Annotated in this window: 15 protein-coding genes; 6 read left to right on the top strand and 9 right to left on the bottom strand. The window is 70.3% G+C overall.

Annotated features, from left to right (window positions below; genetic code table 11):
• Positions 1-114: 114 nt before the first annotated feature.
• From folP to ACFY9S_RS30690, 4 genes are all read right to left on the bottom strand, one after another.
• Positions 115-945 (bottom strand): dihydropteroate synthase, encoded by an 831-nt coding sequence (folP, locus tag ACFY9S_RS30705; RefSeq protein ID WP_391134654.1) that lies wholly within the window; start codon positions 943-945, stop codon positions 115-117.
• A gap of 374 nt (positions 946-1,319) precedes the next feature.
• Entirely contained in the window at positions 1,320-1,955 is a 636-nt protein-coding gene (locus ACFY9S_RS30700; RefSeq protein ID WP_391134651.1) for an MBL fold metallo-hydrolase, read from the bottom strand.
• The gene (locus tag ACFY9S_RS30695) at positions 1,955-3,040 is read right to left on the bottom strand and encodes an S-(hydroxymethyl)mycothiol dehydrogenase (protein ID WP_391134648.1); all 1,086 of its coding nucleotides are present in this window, start codon (positions 3,038-3,040) and stop codon (positions 1,955-1,957) included. The genes ACFY9S_RS30700 and ACFY9S_RS30695 overlap by 1 nt, the downstream gene beginning before the upstream one ends.
• 150 nt (positions 3,041-3,190) lie before the next feature.
• Positions 3,191-3,409: a hypothetical protein gene (locus tag ACFY9S_RS30690; RefSeq protein WP_391134645.1), complete on the bottom strand. Its 219-nt coding sequence runs from the start codon at positions 3,407-3,409 to the stop codon at positions 3,191-3,193.
• A gap of 191 nt (positions 3,410-3,600) precedes the next feature.
• On the opposite strand from ACFY9S_RS30690, the gene ACFY9S_RS30685 reads away from it, so the two are divergent.
• The 3 genes from ACFY9S_RS30685 (at position 3,601) to ACFY9S_RS30675 (ending at position 8,864) form a co-directional block, all read left to right on the top strand.
• Positions 3,601-5,856 carry a SpoIIE family protein phosphatase gene (locus ACFY9S_RS30685; RefSeq protein WP_391134642.1) on the top strand — a complete coding sequence of 752 codons (2,256 nt, stop codon included), beginning with the start codon at positions 3,601-3,603 and terminating at the stop codon, positions 5,854-5,856.
• Positions 5,857-6,163: 307 nt separating this feature from the next.
• Complete coding sequence (locus ACFY9S_RS30680) at positions 6,164-7,315, top strand: alpha-lytic protease prodomain-containing protein (RefSeq protein ID WP_391134639.1); 1,152 nt, start codon at positions 6,164-6,166, stop codon at positions 7,313-7,315.
• Between the two features lie 331 nt (positions 7,316-7,646).
• Positions 7,647-8,864, top strand: coding sequence for a GNAT family N-acetyltransferase (locus ACFY9S_RS30675; protein ID WP_391134636.1), 1,218 nt, complete (start codon positions 7,647-7,649; stop codon positions 8,862-8,864).
• Positions 8,865-8,952: 88 nt separating this feature from the next.
• Here the strand turns inward: ACFY9S_RS30675 and ACFY9S_RS30670 are convergent, their stop codons facing one another.
• Genes ACFY9S_RS30670 through ACFY9S_RS30660 form a run of 3 tightly spaced genes read right to left on the bottom strand, consistent with a single transcriptional unit; the run spans position 8,953 to position 11,592 of the window.
• On the bottom strand, positions 8,953-9,483 hold the full coding sequence (locus tag ACFY9S_RS30670) for a cupin domain-containing protein (protein ID WP_391134633.1): 531 nt from the start codon (positions 9,481-9,483) through the stop codon (positions 8,953-8,955).
• A gap of 46 nt (positions 9,484-9,529) precedes the next feature.
• Complete coding sequence (locus tag ACFY9S_RS30665) at positions 9,530-10,591, bottom strand: phosphotransferase (RefSeq protein WP_391134630.1); 1,062 nt, start codon at positions 10,589-10,591, stop codon at positions 9,530-9,532.
• Positions 10,588-11,592: an NAD(P)-dependent oxidoreductase gene (locus ACFY9S_RS30660; RefSeq protein WP_391134627.1), complete on the bottom strand. Its 1,005-nt coding sequence runs from the start codon at positions 11,590-11,592 to the stop codon at positions 10,588-10,590. The genes ACFY9S_RS30665 and ACFY9S_RS30660 overlap by 4 nt, the downstream gene beginning before the upstream one ends.
• 758 nt (positions 11,593-12,350) lie before the next feature.
• On the opposite strand from ACFY9S_RS30660, the gene ACFY9S_RS30655 reads away from it, so the two are divergent.
• Entirely contained in the window at positions 12,351-13,619 is a 1,269-nt protein-coding gene (locus tag ACFY9S_RS30655) for an MFS transporter (RefSeq protein ID WP_391134624.1), read from the top strand.
• A gap of 94 nt (positions 13,620-13,713) precedes the next feature.
• Here the strand turns inward: ACFY9S_RS30655 and ACFY9S_RS30650 are convergent, their stop codons facing one another.
• On the bottom strand, positions 13,714-14,538 hold the full coding sequence (locus tag ACFY9S_RS30650; protein ID WP_391134621.1) for a fumarylacetoacetate hydrolase family protein: 825 nt from the start codon (positions 14,536-14,538) through the stop codon (positions 13,714-13,716).
• A gap of 141 nt (positions 14,539-14,679) precedes the next feature.
• Here ACFY9S_RS30650 and ACFY9S_RS30645 point away from each other — a divergent pair, with 141 nt between their 5' ends.
• The gene (locus ACFY9S_RS30645; RefSeq protein ID WP_391134618.1) at positions 14,680-15,711 is read left to right on the top strand and encodes a substrate-binding domain-containing protein; all 1,032 of its coding nucleotides are present in this window, start codon (positions 14,680-14,682) and stop codon (positions 15,709-15,711) included.
• A gap of 680 nt (positions 15,712-16,391) precedes the next feature.
• Here the strand turns inward: ACFY9S_RS30645 and ACFY9S_RS30640 are convergent.
• Positions 16,392-16,958 carry an NAD(P)H-dependent oxidoreductase gene (locus tag ACFY9S_RS30640; protein ID WP_391134615.1) on the bottom strand — a complete coding sequence of 189 codons (567 nt, stop codon included), beginning with the start codon at positions 16,956-16,958 and terminating at the stop codon, positions 16,392-16,394.
• A gap of 405 nt (positions 16,959-17,363) precedes the next feature.
• On the opposite strand from ACFY9S_RS30640, the gene eno reads away from it, so the two are divergent.
• Complete coding sequence (gene eno / locus ACFY9S_RS30635) at positions 17,364-18,674, top strand: phosphopyruvate hydratase (protein WP_391134612.1); 1,311 nt, start codon at positions 17,364-17,366, stop codon at positions 18,672-18,674.
• Positions 18,675-18,707: the final 33 nt, after the last annotated feature.

Genomic DNA, 18,707 nt, shown 5'->3' with positions numbered 1-18,707 from the left:
GGCGCCCACAAACCCTTGTCAAGGAGTTCACGGGGCACTCGGCCCCATATTTTTCGTTGCGTTATGTGCAACGCCCTGCATCATAGGAAACGCAGGTCAGGGCTTTGACACCCCTCAGAACCGGGGCGAAGGCGGTGTCGGCGCGTCCTCAAGACCCCAGCGGGCGGTCACGCGTACCGCGTCGGCCGTCGAGGCGACGTCGTGGACGCGGACGCACCAGGCGCCCTGCGCGGCTGCCAGGACCGACACCGCGGAGGTGGCCGCGTCCCGCAGGTGCGCCGGGCGGGGCCGACCCGTCTCCGGGTCCCTCAGCAGATGACCCAGAAACGCCTTGCGTGCCGCGCCCACGAGAACCGGCCGGCCGAGTGCGGCGGTTACCTTCCGGAGGCGGCCGAGGAGTCGCCAGTTGTGCTCGGGATGCTTGGCGAACCCCAGCCCCGGGTCGACGACGAGACAGTCCGGCGGGATCCCGGCGTCGAGGGCCGCCTCGACTCTGACCCGCAACTCGTCGATGACGTCGGTGACGACGTCGTCGTATACGGCGTGCGCCTGCATCCCGGCGGAGTGTCCGCGCCAGTGCATCACCACGTAGGGCCTGCCGGCCCGCGCCATCAGCGGGAGCATCGCCGGGTCGGCGAGTCCGCCGGACACGTCGTTGACCAGAGCGGCGCCGGCCTCGACGGCGCGGGCGGCGACCTCGGCCCGCATGGTGTCGACACTGACCTTCGCGCCCGCGGCGGCGAGCGCGCGGACGACCGGCAGCACGCGCCGCAGTTCCTCCTCGACGGGCGGGCGTGTGGCACCGGGGCGGGTGGATTCGCCGCCCACGTCCAGGATGTCCGCGCCCTCTTCGAGCAGTGCGAGTCCGTGCGCGACGGCCCGTTCCGGATCGAACCACCGCCCGCCGTCGGAGAACGAGTCGGGCGTGACGTTCACGATGCCCATCACCAGGGTCCGGCCAGGACGGGGAAGACCTCGCGGGCCAAGGGCGGGAGCGGCCCGGGCGGCGGTGCTCATGCGACGCGGGGCGGGTCGGCGAGGGGCGGGTCGGCGAGGGCACGCCCGGGAGTCATCATGAGCCTGTCGACCTCGTTGCATATAGAGGAACAATGTGCGATATGGGCAACGAGTGTGGGGACGGTCGTGCGGCACTGTCAAGACGGGTGGAAGAGGGGCGGTGACGACCTCGACGCCGTGTGCCGGAAGCCGGACACCGCCGGCCCGCCGGGGTGGGCCGTGTCTGTGGGCGCTCGGTACTCGCTCGAACGCGGAGTACCCAGGGCGTTCGGCCACCCCGGCCGGGTACGGCGGCGCTCGTGTCACCAGCCGCGGGCGGCCCACTCCTCGAGGTGCGGGGCTTCCGCCTCGACGGTGGTCGTGTCGCCGTGTCCGGTGTGCACGACGGTCTCGCCGGGGAGCGTCAGCAGCCGGTCGCCGATCGAGGTGATGATCGTGCCGAAGTCGCTGTACGAGCGCCCGGTCGCGCCGGGTCCTCCCGCGAACAGCGTGTCGCCGCTGAACAGCGCCCCGAGATCGGGGGCGTACAGGCACACGGCCCCGGGGGCGTGTCCGGGGGTGTGGAGGACGCGCAGGCCGATGCCCGCGACGAGGAGTTCGTCGCCGTCGGCGAGGGGGCCGTCGGGACGCCGGTTCGGGTGCACCGTCTTCCACAGCACCTGGTCGTCGGGGTGCAGCAGGACGCGCGCGCCGGTGGCGAGAGCGACGTCCGGTGCGGCCCGCACATGGTCGTCGTGGGCGTGGGTGCACACGACGGCCGACAGCCGGCGGTCACCGACGGCCTCCAGGACGGCGTCGGAGTCGTGGGCCGCGTCGATGACGACCACCTCGTCGTCGTCACCGACGATCCAGACGTTGTTGTCGACGTCCCAGGTACCGCCGTCGAGACTGAACGTCCCGCTCGTGACGAGGTGTTCGATGCGTGGTGCGCCGGCCATCACAGCACCACCACGGAGCGCAGCACGTCGCCGCCGTGCATCTTCTCGAAGGCCTCCTCCACGTCGCCGAGGCCGATGGTCTCGGAGACGAAGGCGTCCAGGTCGAACCGGCCGCCCAGGTAGAGGTCGATGAGGGCCGGGAAGTCACGCGAGGGCAGGCAGTCGCCGTACCAGCTGGACTTCAGCGAACCGCCGCGGCCGAAGACGTCGAGCAGGGGCAGTTCCACCTTCATCTCCGGGGTGGGCACGCCGACCAGCACGACCGTGCCGGCCAGGTCCCGGGCGTAGAAGGCCTGCCGGTACGTCTCCGGGCGGCCGACGGCCTCGACGACGACATCCGCGCCGAAGCCGCCGGTGAGTTCGCGCACCGCCTCCACCACGTCGCCCTTGGCGCCGTCGACGGTGTGGGTGGCCCCCATGGTCTTGGCGCGGTCCAGTTTGCGCCGGTCGATGTCGACGGCAATGACCTTGGACGCGCCGGCGAGCCGCGCGCCCGCGACGGCGGCCATGCCGACACCGCCGCAGCCGATGACGGCGACGGAGTCCCCGCGCCCGACGGCGCCGGTGTTGACGGCGGCGCCGAAGCCCGCCATGACACCGCATCCGAGCAGACCGGCTGCCGCCGCCGGGGCGGCCGGGTCCACCTTGGTGCACTGCCCGGCGGCGACCAGTGTCTTCTCCGCGAAGGCGCCGATGCCGAGGGCAGGCGAGAGCGGGGTGCCGTCGAGCAGCGTCATCGGCTGCGTCGCGTTGTGGGTGGCGAAGCAGTACCAGGGCTTGCCCTTGCTGCACGCCCGGCACTGGCCGCACACGGCACGCCAGTTGAGGATGACGAAGTCCCCCGGCTCGACGCCGGTAACCCCCTCCCCCACCGCCTCCACGCGGCCGGCCGCCTCGTGTCCCAGAAGGAAGGGGAACTCGTCGTTGATCCCGCCCTCGCGGTAGTGGAGGTCGGTGTGGCAGACGCCGCACGCCTCGACCTTGACCAGCGCCTCACCGGGACCGGGATCGGGGACGACGATCGTCTCGACGGAAACCGGGGCGCCCTTCTTCCGGGCGACGACGGCACGTACCTCGTGAGCCATGAGCTGCTCCTCAGACGGGAAACTCGCGCGGGTGCGCTGCTCCTAGAGTTGCCTCATCAGATACACGCACCGCTATACGCAACTGAGCATCGAGGAGGAGGACACCGGGGGTCAAGGGGTCGGCCGGAACCGGAGGGACTCGGCGGACGCTCAGCTCGCGGGCCGCGGGTCCGCCAGGGTCCCGGCCGGAACCACACCGGGGCCCGGCGCCGGCTCGCCCGCGATCCGGTCGTCGGCCCCGGCGGCACGCTCCTGATCACTCACCCGCTCGGGCACGCCCGTCGGCTCCGCGCGCAGCGCCTTCACCAGGGAGACGCGCAGGCCGGTCATCACGAAGAGGAGGAGGAACGCGGCGATGCCCCGGACCACGGCAGCGAGGGTGGATCCCGCCCTTCGTCCCGGACGGATGGACGGATGGACGGTCGTACGCCCGCCCCCTCGGCCGACCGAAGCCACGGGAACGGCACGTATCCCCTAAAACCCTATTATGGACTTATGTGCGATATTTCGATCGAGACCTGACCGCCGCCCCCGCTGTACATGGGTGAGGAGGAGACGCGGTGAGGGGTGAGACAGCCGGCCCCGCCGGCGACCGGGAGCAGCCGGATCGCCTGCGGGCCGGGTCGGCGGCGGGCGCAGGCGCGGACGCCTGGGGAGAAGACACTCAGGACGGCGCGACACTGGCGCTCGTGGTCCGGCTGGCGACCACCTGTCTGGGAGGCACGGGAGCGCTGGTCCACCGGCACGACCGTGCCGTCGGCCGGCTGCGCCTGGTGGCGGCCACCGGGCTCTCCCCGGAGAGCGAGCGCACATGGGCCGACCTGCCCGACGAGCAGGATGTGGCGCCCGCGCAGGCACTGGAGCATGGTCGATTCGTCTGCGGTGCCGGGGGCCGTCCGGGTGTCGCTTCCGAGGCCTGCACGGCGATACCGATCCCCGGCACCGAGGGGCCGATCGGCGTGCTGACCGTGCTCACGGTGGAACCGGGTGAGCCGGACGAGGCGCAGCGGTCCCTGCTGCACACGCTGGCCGGGTGGGCCGGCGCACGCTTGGGCGGCGGCACCGGCTCGTCCACCGTCTCCGGGCAGCCGACCGGGGCCGAGCGGTCCGTGCAGATGGGCGAGTTGACCGCCGCGCTGGCCGAGGCCGTCACCTCCCGGGACGTCGTGGAGGCCGTCGCCGCGTACGTCCTGCCGCCTTTCGGGGCCGACGGGCTGGTGTTCCAGATCCTCGAAGGCGGCCGCCTGCACGTCGTCGGCTCCGCCGGGTATCCGCGGGAGTTCATCGGCCTGCTCGACGGGATGCCGCTCGCCGCGCACCTCCCCGTCCGCGATGTGCTGCGCACCCGCACGCCCCGGTTCATCGAGGCGAAGGCGGAGATCTCCCGGCGCTACCCGACCATGCAGGGCATCAACGAGGCGTCGCCGAAGGAGGCCGTGGTCTTTCTGCCGATGATCGCCTCCGGTCGCGCCGTGGGCTTGTGCGTGGTGTCCTTCAGCCGACCGCGGTCCTTCAGTAACGAGGAACGCACACTGCTGACGACTCTGAGCGGTCTGGTCGGCCAGTCGCTGGAGCGGGCACGGCTGTACGACGTGGAGCACGCCCGGGCCCGGGAACTGCAGCGCGGGCTGCTGCCCCGGACGTTGCCGCGACTGCCCGCCGCCCGGGCCGCCGCCCGCTATCTGCCCGCGGGCCGCGGCGAGCAGGTGGGCGGCGACTGGTACGACCTGATCGCCCTGTCCGCCGACCGGGTCGCCATGGTGATCGGAGACGTCATGGGGCACGGCATCGCCGAGGCAGCCACGATGGGCCGGCTGCGTACGGCCGTGCGCACCCTGGCCGATCTGGAGATACCACCCGACGAACTGTTCAGCCGCCTCAACGACCTGGTCTCCGATCTCGGCGAGGACTTCTACGCCACCTGCCTGTACGCCGTCTTCGATCCCGTGGCCCGCACCTGCACGTACTCCCTGGCCGGGCATCCGCCGCCGGTCATCGTGCACCCCGACGGCACCGTGCACAGCCCCGACGTCACACCCGACCCGCCGCTGGGTGCGGCCAGGCCCCCCTTCGAAACGCGCCAGCTGCACCTGCCCGACGAGAGCCTCCTCGTCCTGTACACGGACGGGCTCGTCGAATCCGCCACCCGGGACGCCGACGAGGGACTGGCTCAACTGCGGCAGCTGCTGTCCCGCACCGCGGCCGGCACCGTCTGCTTCGGGGCTGCCGACGTGGACGCCGACATCCGGTGCCTGGAGGAGTTGTGCGACACGGTCGTGTCGGGTCTGCTGCCCGATCACGAGACGACGACCGACGACGCCGGGCTGCTCGTCGTGCACGCCAGGTGCACCGCCGCGCATGATGTCGCCTCCCTCGACCTGCCGAACGATCCCCGGGCAGCCGGACAGGCCCGGGCGTACGTCCGGGAACAGCTCGGCGCTTGGGGGCTGGGTGATCTCGCACTCACCACCGAGCTGCTGGTGAGCGAGCTGGTCGGCAACGTCGTCCGGCACGCCAAGGACCCCGTCCGCCTGCGCATGCTGCGCAGCCGCTCACTGATCTGCGAGGTCTACGACGGAAGTCTGACCACCCCCCGCATCCGCCACGCGAGTTACACCGACGAGGGTGGACGAGGCCTGCAACTCGTCGCCGCCCTGTCCCGGCGCTGGGGCGCCCGCTATCTCCACGACGGCAAGTGCATCTGGACGGAGCAGGACCTCGAACCGGACCAGGCCGCCGGGGTGCTTGGCGGCCCGGGAGCGTCATCTGCCGTGACAGACGGTCAGTGGGATGGCGGGACGTTCCCCTTCGCCTAGCCGAAGAAGCCTCTGACCCGGTGCTTTCGGGCCAGTGGGCGTAGAGGGCTCCGGTGAGCTGCGTCTGTGCGCACAAGGACCGTGCCCACGTGCCGTCCCACTCGTGGGGCCTGCTCCCCAGCTCATGACAACGGGCATGCACTGCGATTCCGAACTCAGGCCACCCTGCGGGAGTTACGGGGGTACGGGCCGACCATGGCCTAGACCTTTTCATGATCAACGGCTAGGCTCTGCCGCGCGCACCACGAGAGCGCTCTCAAGCTCTGCTGTTCCACCCCACTCTGCTGGAACAACGAAGGGGCATCCCTTGAGACGCACCACAGCTCTGCGTACCGGACTGTCCGCGTTCCTCCTGCTCGGCACCTGGACCGCCGCGGGCTCCCTGCCCGCTTCCGCAGCGGACACTCCCACCCGCTCCACCGAAGCACCCGCCTCCCCCGCGCTCCTGTCCGCGATGCAGCGCGACCTGGGGCTCACCCGGGACGGGGCCGAAGCACGGCTGGCCGCGGAGAAGACCGCGACAGCCGTCGAACGCAAGGCGCGCAGCGCCGCCGGTTCTTCCTACGGAGGCTCGTGGTTCGACGCCGACCGTGGCGAACTCACCGTCGCCGTCACACGTGCCGCGCGGGCCGACGCCGTGCGCGCCACCGGAGCGACCGTACGCCTCGTGCGGTACGACGCACGGCAGCTCGACACGGCGAAGAAGAGCATCGACGCCCTGTCCGCTCCCGCCGGGGTCGGCAGTTGGCACGTGGATCCGAAGGCCAACAAGGTCGTCGTCAACGTCGTCGCCGAACACCGGGACGACAACGATGTCCGCGCATTCCTCGACCGAGCCCGCAAGGCCGGTCCCGTGACGGTGCGACAGACCCCCGCCACACCACGCACCTTCGCCGCCGGCACCGTGGGCGGCGACCCCTACTACACCGGCAACGTCCGCTGCTCCATAGGCTTCTCCGTGCACGGCGGCTTCGTCACCGCCGGGCACTGCGGCTCGCCGAGCGCGGCCGTGTACGGCTGGGACCGTTCCTACATCGGCAACTTCCAGGGATCGTCGTTCCCGGGCAACGACTACGCATGGGTGAACGTGGGCAGCGGCTGGTGGACCGTACCGGTGGTGCTCGGCTGGGGCACCGTTCCCGACCGGCTCGTCCGCGGCTCCGCCGAGGCCCCGGTGGGAGCCTCGGTCTGCCGTTCCGGCTCCACCACCCACTGGCACTGCGGCACCGTGCTGGCGAAGAACGAGACGGTGAACTACAGCCAGGGTGCCGTCCACCAGATGACCAAGACCAGCGTCTGTGCCCAACCCGGTGACTCCGGCGGCTCCTTCATCAGTGGTGACCAGGCCCAGGGCGTCACCTCCGGCGGCTGGGGCAACTGCGGCAGCGGCGGCGAGACCTGGCACCAGCCCGTCAACGAGATCCTCAACAGGTACGGGCTGAGACTGCACACCGCCTGACCACCGAGCGGCGCACCGTGCGGGGGACGTCCTGTCCGGCGGACGGCACGTCCCCCGCATCCGTGCGGGAAGGCCTGCATCAACCACCGGTGCCTCTGTTGGACGGCGCCCACGTCCACCTCGCGATCCAGGGGACGGCGTTGGACGCCGCCGGTGCGAGGCCGGGAAGAAGAAGGGATCCGCCGCCGAGGAACGGGCGGTGACGCCCACGTTGGACAGATACATCCTGGGCTGGGCCGTAATTCACTTGCCCTGGCCACGAGTTGCCGTTGCACTGTGGCCCGGACACCACGAGTCGTGGTGCCGGTATCCCCGAGAGGCAGCGGCAACGATGGAAATCCGTCCCACGACCGACAAGGATGTCGACGTCTTCGTCGACACGCTCCATGCCGCGTTCGGGCTCTTCCCGGAGACCCCGACCGAGGGTGGCGGGCTCTGGTGGTCGGCACTCGAAATGGACCGCTGCCTGCTAGCCGTGGCGGCGGACGGGCGGCCCGTAGGGACCGCCGCCACGTACGGCTTCGAGCTCACCCTGCCCGGTGAGATCCTCGTCCCGGCCCCCGGCGTGACCGCCGTCGGCGTCCTGCCCTCGCACCGGCGTCAGGGCGTCCTCAGCGCGCTGATGCGGCATCAGCTCACCGAGCTGCGCGGCCGCGGGGAGTCGCTTTCCGTACTGCTGGCCTCCGAGGCTCTGATCTACGGCAGGTTCGGCTACGGACCGGCGACCTGTACGGCCCAGCTGAAGGTGCCGCGCCACAAGGCAGCCCTCGCCGCTCCCCGGGCGCGCGGAGTGACCGAGGCAGCAGCGACCGGCTCGGTCGGGGTGCTGCGCCGGGCCGAGTGCGGCGAGATTCTGGAGGAGGTCTACGACCGGTATCGCCGCGCCCAGCCCGGCGCGCTGTCCCGGCCACACCGCTGGTGGGCCCTGCGCGCCGGACAGCCCCCGATCTCGCCGGCGCCGCGCTACATCGCTGTCCACCGGGACGCCGACGGCGTCCCGGACGGGTACGCCAGCTACTCGATCGAGTCCGGCACCCTGACGGTGGACGAGATCATTGCCACCGACGACACGGTGTTCACGGCCCTGGCCCGGTTCGCCCTCGAACACGATCTGGTCTCCAAGATCGTGTTCAAGCAGGTGCCGTCCGATCACCCGTTGCGCTGGCAGTTCGCGGACTTCCGCGCGGGCGAGGTGAGCGGCGACATGGACTGGCTCTGGGTGCGGCTGCTGGACGTCCCGCGTGCGCTGACCGCGCGCGGCTGGTTCACGGACGGCGAGCTCGTCCTCGACATCGACGACCCGTTCCTGGGCGAACACCACCGCTACCTGCTGACCGTCCAGGACGGCAAGGCCACCTGCGTCCCGACGGGCCGGGAACCGGACCTGTCCCTGGACATCAGGGACCTGGGCTCCCTCTACCTCGGAGGCACCGCCCCCAGCACGCTCGCACGGGCCGGACACATCCGGGCCCACCACCCGGGCGCGGCCACCCTCGCCGACACCCTCTTCCGCACCGAGCGCTCCCCGCACTGCCTGCATTGGTTCTGACCGCACCCGCAGATCCGGCACCAGTGATGCGCGCGTGGCTTGGCGCGCACCCGTCAGCCACTGGAACTCATCTGCCCGGGCGGCGCAGTCAGTCGCCCTGTTCCGTGCCGATGAGGACGAAGGCCATCGTGGCCGGCCGGCTGCCGCGGTTGCGCCAGGCGTGGCGGGTGCCGTTCTGGATGACGATGTCGCCTGCCGAGAGCGACGTGCAGTGGCCGTCGTCGAGTTCGAGGACGATCTCGCCCTGCAGCACGATGCCGTAGTCCACGGTCGGGGTGGCGTGCATGCCGTCGGGTTCGATGAGTTCGGCGATGCCGGGCGAGTCGGCACGCTGCTCCTGTTCGAAGGCGACAGGGTCGAACGCCGGATCGGCGAGCGCGGATTCGGGCGGGAAGGTCAGGACGACGAACCGCGTTCCGCCGGGCGCGGGCAGCAGGCTGGTGACGTTCGGGGTGAGATCCGTCCCGGTCCGGGTGGTCTTTTCGCCCGGTTCGGTGGCCCAGGGCAGCCGGGACACCCAGCCCGGCAGGCTGGCGAACTCCCGGCTCCGCGGGATCGGGCCGTCGCTGACGACGATCGACCTGCCGCTCCCGTCATGGCCGGTGACGACTCTGCGCATGTGTCTCTCCTCGGCCGGGTCGGTCGGACCCGGCGCATCGGTCGGGTCAGTCGGACCGGGTGCCGACTTCGTTCGGGGCCGGCAGGGCGGTTTCCCAGGCGTCCACGACGTCCGCCACCGTGGGGGCCGGTGCCCGCAACAGGGCCGTCGCCGCTGTGCGTACGAACAGCCGGTGCCGGTCGTCCGTGAGGTACTCCACCGGGGACTTGCCGTCCACCCGCGCCAGCAGCAGCGCCGGGAGCAGTGTCGCGGCGCGCTCCTCGACGGCGGGTCGCGGCTCCCAGTCGACACAGCGGGTGTACGCCTCGGCCAGCGCGCGGGCGGAGCGCAGGAGTTCACCGCGGTGTCCTGGCATCACCAGGCTCTTGAGGAGGAGATGGTTGACGCAGAAGGCGACGTCGAAGGCCGGGTCTCCGTACCAGGCGCATTCGGCGTCCAGCAGCACGGGCCCCGTCGGGCCGACGAGGATGTTCTTGGGGCTGGCGTCACCGTGCACCAGGGCCGAGCGAGTGGTGGCCGTGCGGTCGGCGAGGCCTCGGACGGTGTCGGCGAGCATGGGGTGTGCGGCCGCGGTGGCGAGCAGGTACGGCTCGATGCGCAGCGCGTGGAAGTTGTCGTCGGTGGCGAACTCCGCTGCGAGGGCCGCGTCGGCCGCGCTCGCCGCGTGCAGGGCGCCGAGCAGTTCCCCGACGGCCGCCGCGGTCGTCACCCGCACCTCGCCTCCCAGCAGCTGTGCCTTCCAGATCGGGTACCGCTCGGGAGGCAGGTACTCCATCGCGAACAGGCCGGCTCCGGGGTCGTGGGCCAGCAGGCCGGGGACGCTGTCCGGGCGGAGCTGGGAGGCGAACCGCATCCAGGCCCATTCGTAGGCGTTGCGTGACACCGGTGCCTGCCAGTCCGCCGCCACCTTCAGTTTGGCGAGGGCGCGTTTGACGCAGAGGGAGCGTCCGGGCAGGTCCACCCGCCACAGGTCGGAGGAGACGCCGCCGGCCAGCGGCGTCCAGCGAGCGGTTTCGCCCGGTTCGGCGAGGCCCTGGGTGATCAGGAAGTCCGTCAGCGCGGTGCCGGGCCCGTGGGCCGGTCCCATCTGCGCGGAGCTCGCGTTCATCGCGGGTCACCCGGCCCGGCGGACAGGTCACGAGGGGTGTTGCAGGCGTGGGCCGGTGTCTCGCCCGCCAGGATCCGTACGACTTCCTCGGCGGCGCGGCGGCGCAGTTCGATGACCGACGCGTCGGAGGAGAAGGCGACGTGCGGGGTCAGGAGGGTCCCGGGCTGTGCCGAGAGCCCGGCGGGCACGTCCGGCTCGGTCTCCAGGACGTCGAAGGCGGCGCCGTCCAGGTGCCCGGTGTCGAGCGCCTTGATCACCGCGTCGGTGTCCACGAGGCCACCCCGGCTGACGTTGACCAGCAGACCACCCGGCCGCATCAGCGCCAGCTGTTCGCTTCCGATGACGTGGTGAGTGGCGGGCGTCAGCGGCAGGTGCAGAATGACCACGTCGCTGCGGCGCAGCAGGTCCTCGAGGCCCGTCATCTCCACTCCGGGGACGTCCCGCGGCGGGTGGGGGTCGTGGGCCAGGACGCGGCAGCCGAACGCGCCGAGCCTGCGTGCCGTGGCGCGTCCGATCCGACCGAAGCCGACGATGCCGCAGGTCAGTGCCGACAGCCGGCGCAGCCGGGCGCTCGCCGGGTCCCAGCGGCCCGACCGGACCTCGCGGTCGAAGACGGCCAGGCCGCGCGTCCAGGCCAGCACCATGCCGACGGCGTGGTCGGAGACCTCCTCGACGCAGTAGTCCGGCACATTGGTGACCCACACGCCCCGCTCGGTGGCCGCGTCCACGGCGATGTTGTCCAAGCCCACTCCGAGCCGGGCCACGACACGGAGATCCGGCGAGGTTCCGATCGCGGTGCCGGAGACCGGCGCCCAGCAGGTCAGGATGCCGGCAGGGCGGTGCTCGGCGACCAGTTTCTCGATCGCCCCGGCGGAGGAGGGCTCGGCAGGGCCGGTCACCAGGGTGTGGCCCGCCTTCTCGATGACCGACCGCTCGACCGAGTCGTCGGGCCAGGCGTAGTCGGTGAGCAGCACGGTGCCGGGGCGGCTCGGTGGTTTCATGGCAGGTCGTCCTCGCAGAATCGTGCGGCCGCAGCGGACGGCCGGGCGTCCCGCCCGGTCGCGTCCGGTCGGCAGGTTTGATCGTCATCCAGGACGGCGGCCGATGTCACGCCTGATCAGGCCTTCGGTCGCCGTGGGTGGGGTGGGGAGGTTCGCAGGGCTCGGGGTGGGGTGTCGGCGCTCGCCGACTTGTGGTCGGCCGGGGCGCCACGCCACGGGTACGGGTCACGAGATGCCGGAGGCACGTCGTATCACTCTGTCATAGCCACGTGATGCTAACGATAGCACTGGCTGGCTTCCGTGCGTCAAGAGCAGGACATGAAAACGGACGCCCACGCCCGTGGAGTGGTCCGTCCAGCGCCGAAAGACCCGGCGGTCCAGGGGAAAGCGAGATTCGCGGAAGAATTCCGGCGTTCACATCTTGACGCGCCCCGAACTTGCCTTCATCGTTCTGGCAATGCCGACCGTGTGACCAGAGCATCGGGCCGCACGGGATCCGGCTGTCGAAGACGCCATAGCCACGGACGTCCCCGACGGGCGACATACGGCTCGATTCCGCATGCGGCATCCGACCGCGCGGCTGCCCATCGCCCCCCCTTTCGCCGGTAGGCGATCACTCGTCGAATGCCGGCTCGACCGAGCCGTGTTCAGCTCTCCCCTTTCTCGCCTCACTGCATCCGGCCGCGGTGCCGCATCTGCCTGTTCCGGCAGACGCGTCCACCGCTGCCCCCGTGGCACATTCCTCCTCAGGAGCCGTAATGACTCAAGCAGCGCAAGTCGACACCAGTGCAGTGCCCGCCGACGACACGGAGGGGAGCAGCCGTCTTCCCCTTTCCAAGCCCATGATCGGGCTGGGATTTCTGCTGATCGTTCTCTCCTACATGGTCAATGCGATGGACCGCCAGGTCTTCCCTCCACTGCTCCCCAACATCCGGGAGGAGTACGGATTCTCCCTGGAGCAGGGAGGGCTGCTGGCCACGAACTTCACCCTGGGCATGGCGCTGGCCGGACTGCCCGCGGGCTACCTCCTGGACCGCTTTCGCCGCAAGACCGTGCTGATCGCCAGCATCGTGATCTACTCCCTGGGCACGATGGCCACACCGCTGGCAACGGGTTTCGCCGACATGACCCTGTACCGGGTCGTCTCGGGCTTCGGTGAGGGCATGCAGTCCGCGGCGATCTTCGCGGCGATGGGTGCCTTCTTCGCCCACCGGCGCGGCCTCGCCTTCGGCGTGATCGGGGTGGGCTACTCCGTCGGCGTGTTCATCGCACCGCTGATCGGCGTCGAACTCATGAGCATGCACGGCACCTGGCACTCGCCCTTCTATCTGTTCGGCACGGCGGGGCTGCTGATCGCCGCCGCCTCCCTGTTCCTCGTGAAGGCCGGCCTGACCGAGACTTCCGTCGAGAAGACCGTGTCGACCAGGACGTACGAGTACATGCCGGTCTCCGCCTACAACCGCAACACCATCGCCCTGACCGTCCACGCCGTCGTCAGCGGTGTGGCCATCTACGGGTTCCTCGGCCTGTATCCGACGTACCTGATCAGCTCGCTGCACTACTCCCCCGAGCAGGCGGCGCTGGCCATGAGCCTCCTCGGCTTCGGTGGTATGACGGCCATACTCGGCGGCTGGCTCGGGGACCGTGTGAACCAGCGCAACCTGCTGATCCTCAGCCTCCTCGCCGTCTCGGTCATCAGCGTGTGCATCTACGAGACGCGGGCCACGGTGGGCGTGCAGTGCGTGTTCGCTTTCCTCATGGGCGCCTTCGGACTGGGCTTCATCTATCCCAACACCAACAGCGCGATACAGCGGGCCGTCCGGCCGACCCAGATCGGGCGCGCTTCCGGCCTCTTCGTCACCGGCTACTACGGGCCGGCGGCATTCTCGGGCCTGCTCTTCGCCGCCCTCGTGGAGGCCTTCGGCTGGAGCCGGGCAGGACTGCTCCAGGTCACGTTCCTGCCGTTGCTGGGTGTCGTCGCCCTGGCGTTCGTCCGGCCCGCGCAGTTCAACAACGCGGTCCGCTGACACTGCGCTACGTCCGCCGAAACCCCAAGGGCCTGCCCACCGCCGAGCGGTGGGCAGGCCCCGTCGTTGCGGACGCCGGCCGGCGTCCCGCCGGTCAGCGGCTCTCGGCCACGACCGGATTGCGCAGGGCGCCGATGCCCTCGATCTCCACCTCGACCTCGTCCCCGGGGCGTATCGGGCCGACACCGGAAGGCGTGCCGGTCATGATCACGTCCCCGGGGAGCAGCGTCAGGTAGCGGCTGAGGTAGCTGACGATCTCCGGAACCGGAAGCAGCAGGTCGGCCGTGCTCGCCGACTGCATGACGGTGCCGTTCACACGGGTGGTCAGCGCGAGTCCCGAAGGGTCGAGTTCCGTCGCGATGACCGGCCCGAGGGGAGCGAAGGTGTCCTGCCCCTTCCCGATGAGCAGTGTTCCGAATGCGCTCTCCTTGCGCTGGACGATGCGGTCACTGACGTCATTGCCGCAGGTGTAGCCGAGGATGTGGTCAAGAGCTTCGGAGGGCTTGACATGGCGGGCCTCCTTTCCGATGACGACGACCAACTCTCCCTCGAAATGGATGAGTTCACCGTCGGACGGATACACGATCGCGTCACCCGGACCCACTACCGCCGTACTCGGCTTCATGAAGCACACCGGCACCTCGGGGATCTCACGGTCGGTCTCGTCGACATGTGAGGCGTAGTTGTACGCGAATCCGAAAATCCGGGGCCGATCGACCGGCGAGAGGAATACGACGTCGTCGGCCTGGTCGATGTGACCCGTGGGGGACAAGCCGGTATAGGGATCGCCTTCGAATCTGGCGATACCGACGTCCCCGGATTCGAGTTCTCCGTAATGACGTTCACCGCCGACGGCATATCTGACGATGCGCACGGACACCTCCGCAACTAGGCAGCCGCGGGCGGCTGCACGGCCCATCCAGTAGTGCTAACGTTAGCACGAGAGTGACGAACCGCCTTGGCGCCCTCGCCTTCGACGGCAACTGAGCGCAACACCGATGCTATCGTTGGCATACGGAAAGTGACGGCGCGGGACCAGTCAGTCGAGGAGACTCCTTACGTGATCACGACCAGGGACATCGCCGAGCGCCTCGGCGTCTCCGTGTCGACGGTGGGACGGGCGCTGGCCGACGATCCGCGCATCAGCGACGAGACCAAGTTCCGCGTCAGGCAGGCCGCTTCCGACATGGGGTACGTGGGCAACCGTGCGGCCCGGATGATGCGCGGAGCGTCCAGCAACGTGGTCGCGCTGGTGATTCCCGACATCCGCAACAGCTTCTACTCGACCATCGCGCACGAGTTGTCCAAGAACATGGAGTCCGAGGGCTTCCAGCTGATGCTGTCGGAGACGGACGACGACCGGACGGCGGAACTGCGCCACCTGCGGGAACTGTCCGCGAATCGCGTGGCCGGCGTCATCATCGTGCCCAGCGCGCGCCCGCACAGCGAGTCCGTCAAGCTTCTGCGCTCTCTCCCGCATGTGCAGTTGCTGCGCCGGCACCCCTCGCTGGGTTCGCAGTGGTTCGGCGTGGACGACCAGGAGGCACTGCGCCGGGCCACGGCCCATCTGGTGGCCCAGGGGCACACGCGCATCGCCTACCTCGGCGGCCCCGAGGAGCTGCCCACCGGCGCCGAGCGTCTGCGCGGGTTCCGCAGCGCCCTGCGTGAAGGCGGCCTGCCGGACGACGCCGGGCGCGCTGAGCTGGGACCGCCGTCGTCGGTCGGCCACGGCCGCGAAACGGTACGCCGGCTGCTGTCGGGCCCGGACGTACCCACCGCGCTGGTGCTGGGGTCGATCCAGCTCACCCTCGGCGTCCTGGAGGAGCTGTCCCGGCAGGGCGTGAAGGTGCCACAGGAGCTGTCCGTGGTCGGGTTCGGTGACGAGCCCGGGTTCTCCTGGTGGGGTCCCGGACTCACCACGGTCGGCCTGCCCATCCAGGAGATGGCCACCGGCTGCGCGCTGTGGATGATTCGCCGGCTCAAGACCGAGCCGGGCAACGACGGCCCGTACACGGCGGTCTCCCCCGGGGCGTTGATCCTGCGCGGCAGCACGGCGTCCCCTGACGGGGGGACTCCCTCCGGGTCCGCCTGAGTCGGGGACGGGGCACCACCTCCGCGCCTGAGTCGGGTACGGAGGCGCGGAGGGCTGCGAGGGCGGAGCGCGCCGCGTCCGGCATCGGCCGCATGGGCCGGGGCGCTCACGTGAGCTGCGAGTCCGCCGGCAGCACCACTCGGTCGGTTGCGACACCGAACGCCGAATGACCGGGTGAAGAGGATCCGACTCCGGGGTCACCAGCACCGGCTTGCCCAGCCGTCGCCCGATCGCCCGCAACAGGCGGCACAGCACATCAACGCCGACCTGGCCCTGCGACTCCCGCAGATCCCAGTCGAAGTCGATCGCCCCGGCTTCATGCGCTCGAAAGATCACCAGGAATCCAGGGGCCGGCCGGACCCGCAGCACCGCGTCGGCGCCGGCGCTGCGGGTCAGCATGTCCGCAGCGCGCGGCAGCCGGATGACGACACCATCCTCGGAGCACTCGTACGACCACCCCCGCGACCGCACCAGATCAAGCACGGCCTGCCAGTCCTCCACCGAGGTGTCCGGGACACGCGCGTCCGGCAGCGAACCCGTCACGACGGGGTCGAAGAAGCTCTTGATGTCGCCCCACAGCAGTCAGGCATCACGCCCTGCTGCCCCGGGCCTCGCCGGAACGCGGCCTGGTCCGGGACAAACCCGCAGGGGCAGTGGCGCCCCTCCGTACGTTGGGCCCCTCAGTACGTTTCCCTCCGCAGCCCCCGCATGACCGTCGCGGTGCGCACGAGTTCGTCGAGCATGTGCTCGGCGGCGGCCTCATGGAGCTTGCCGGCCCGGAAGGCTCCGTCCTGGACGTGTTCACCGACGAACGGGATGCTCACGGTCGGGCCGATCGGCAGCATCCTCAGGTTGGCCACCACCTGCTTGGCCATCTGCACGGCCCTGGTGCCCGCCGAGACGCCTCCGTAGCTGACGAATGCGGCCGGCTTGTGCTGCCACTCCACGACGAGGTAGTCCCACGCGTTCTTCAGCGGGGCCGGGAAGCCTCCGTTGTACTCCGGGGTGACGAACACGAACGCGTCCGAGGCGTCGACGATACGGCTCCAGGTGCGGGTGTGGTTGTGCGTGTACTGCTGAAGAGCGGGCGGATGCGGCTCGTCGAAGAACGGAAGGCCCAGTTCGCGCAGGTCGACCATGCGTGAATCGAACTGCTCGCACTGCGCGGCCCGTGCGGTGAACCAGTCCGCGACGGACCGTCCCACGCGCCCTGGACGCGTGCTGGCCACGACGGTGGTCAGGGTCATGGGGGCCACAGAGGGCTCAGGGGTCATGAGGGCTCGCTTTCCTGTCGGCCGCGATCGGGCCCGGCGAGCCCGCGCTGCCTGTGCTGTCCGTCCGTCCAGGACAGGGCGGGCTCACCGGAGTCTCTTCCGCGGGGTCCCAGTCTCACCGACGGGTTGTGCGAACGATAGCATTGACGTGGAGCGGGGCCAAAGGTGACGCAGATCAGCAAGACAAGCGCGCCTTGCAGCACCGCTCACCTCTTGACAGAACCCCCGACCGTTCGCACGATTGCGCTATCGTTAGCACGCACTGAGCCGCAGCGGATCAACATGCCGCCCGCTGCCGGAGTGCCCCTTCTTCTGGGTGGCAGGCCCGTGTAGCCGCCCGGCGCCCCGATCACCCGAACTCCGAAAGGTTGCCCCGCAATGACAGACGCGCGGATCGCCGAGCTCTATGGCCGCAGGGTGTGGGATTCCCGCGGGCGCCCCACCGTGGAGGTCGAAGCTCATCTGGCGGACGGGGCGATCGGCCGGGCCATCGCCCCGGCAGGGGCGTCGACGGGGCAGGGCGAGGCGCTCGACCTGCGTGACGGTGGCAGCCGCTTCGGAGGGCTGGACGTCCAGCGGGCGGTCGGTTCGGTGAACCACGAGATCGCCCCCGCGCTCCTGGACCGCGACGCGAGCGATCAGGAGGCCGTCGACCGGCTCCTGGTCGACCTCGACGGAACTCCCGACCGCGGCCGCCTCGGCGGCAACGCGATCGTCGCCACGTCCATGGCGGTCCTGCACGCCGCCGCGGCGTCGCAGGGCGTACCGCTGTGGCAGCACCTGGCGGGTGGACGGCCGGTCCGGATCCCGCTGCCGGAGATCCAGATCTTCGGCGGCGGTGCCCATGCGGACCGTCGCGTCGATGTCCAGGACTTCATGGTCGTGTGCCCTGCGGCGGGCAGCTTCTCCGAGGCCCTCGACTGGACCGCGGAGATCTACCGGGCGGCCGGCGGTCTGATGCGCAAGGCGGGCAAGGCCCAGGGTGTGGCCGACGAGGGCGGTTTCTGGCCCGCGTTCGACTCCAACGAGGAGGCCCTGGAAACGCTCACCCGGGCGATCGAGAAGGCCGGCTTCGCACCCTCGACGCAGGTCGGCATCTCGCTGGACATCGCGGCCTCGCAGTTCGGCAGCGGAGGGCGGTACACGCTGGCCCTGGACGACCGCACGCTGGACACCACGGCGCTGATCGACATGCTGGGCCGCTGGATCGAGCAGTATCCGATCCTCTCCGTCGAGGACCCGGTGGGCGAGGACGACACCGAGGGCATGGTGGAGTTCACCCGGCGCCACGGCCACCACTGCCAGGTGATCGGAGACGACTACCTGGTCACCAATGCCAAGCGGGTGGAGGCCGCGGCCACCGGCGGGGCCGCCAACGCCGTCCTCGTCAAGCCGAACCAGGCCGGCACGGTCACGGAGGCGTTCCAGGCGCTGCGGGCCGGGAAGGACGCCGGCTTCGGCACCATCGTCTCGGCCCGGTCCGGTGAGAGCGAGGACGTCACCATCGCCCATCTCAGCGTCGGATGGGACGCGGGACAGCTCAAGGTGGGCTCGTTCACCCGCTCCGAGCGCATGGCCAAGTGGAACGAGGTTCTGCGCATCGAGGAGTCCCTCGGCGAATCCGCGGAATTCAGCGGATGGTCCGCCTTCACCTTTTCCGATTCCGGGCCTTTCACCACCGAGCCGTAAGAGCAGTTCGAAGTATTACAGTCATTGAAATAC

The organism is Streptomyces sp. NPDC012474 (genome assembly GCF_042955185.1).
Taxonomy (GTDB): Bacteria; Actinomycetota; Actinomycetes; order Streptomycetales; family Streptomycetaceae; genus Streptomyces; species Streptomyces cahuitamycinicus.
The sequence above is the reverse complement of the archived record's forward strand: the minus strand, read 5'-3'. Positions and strand labels throughout refer to the sequence as shown.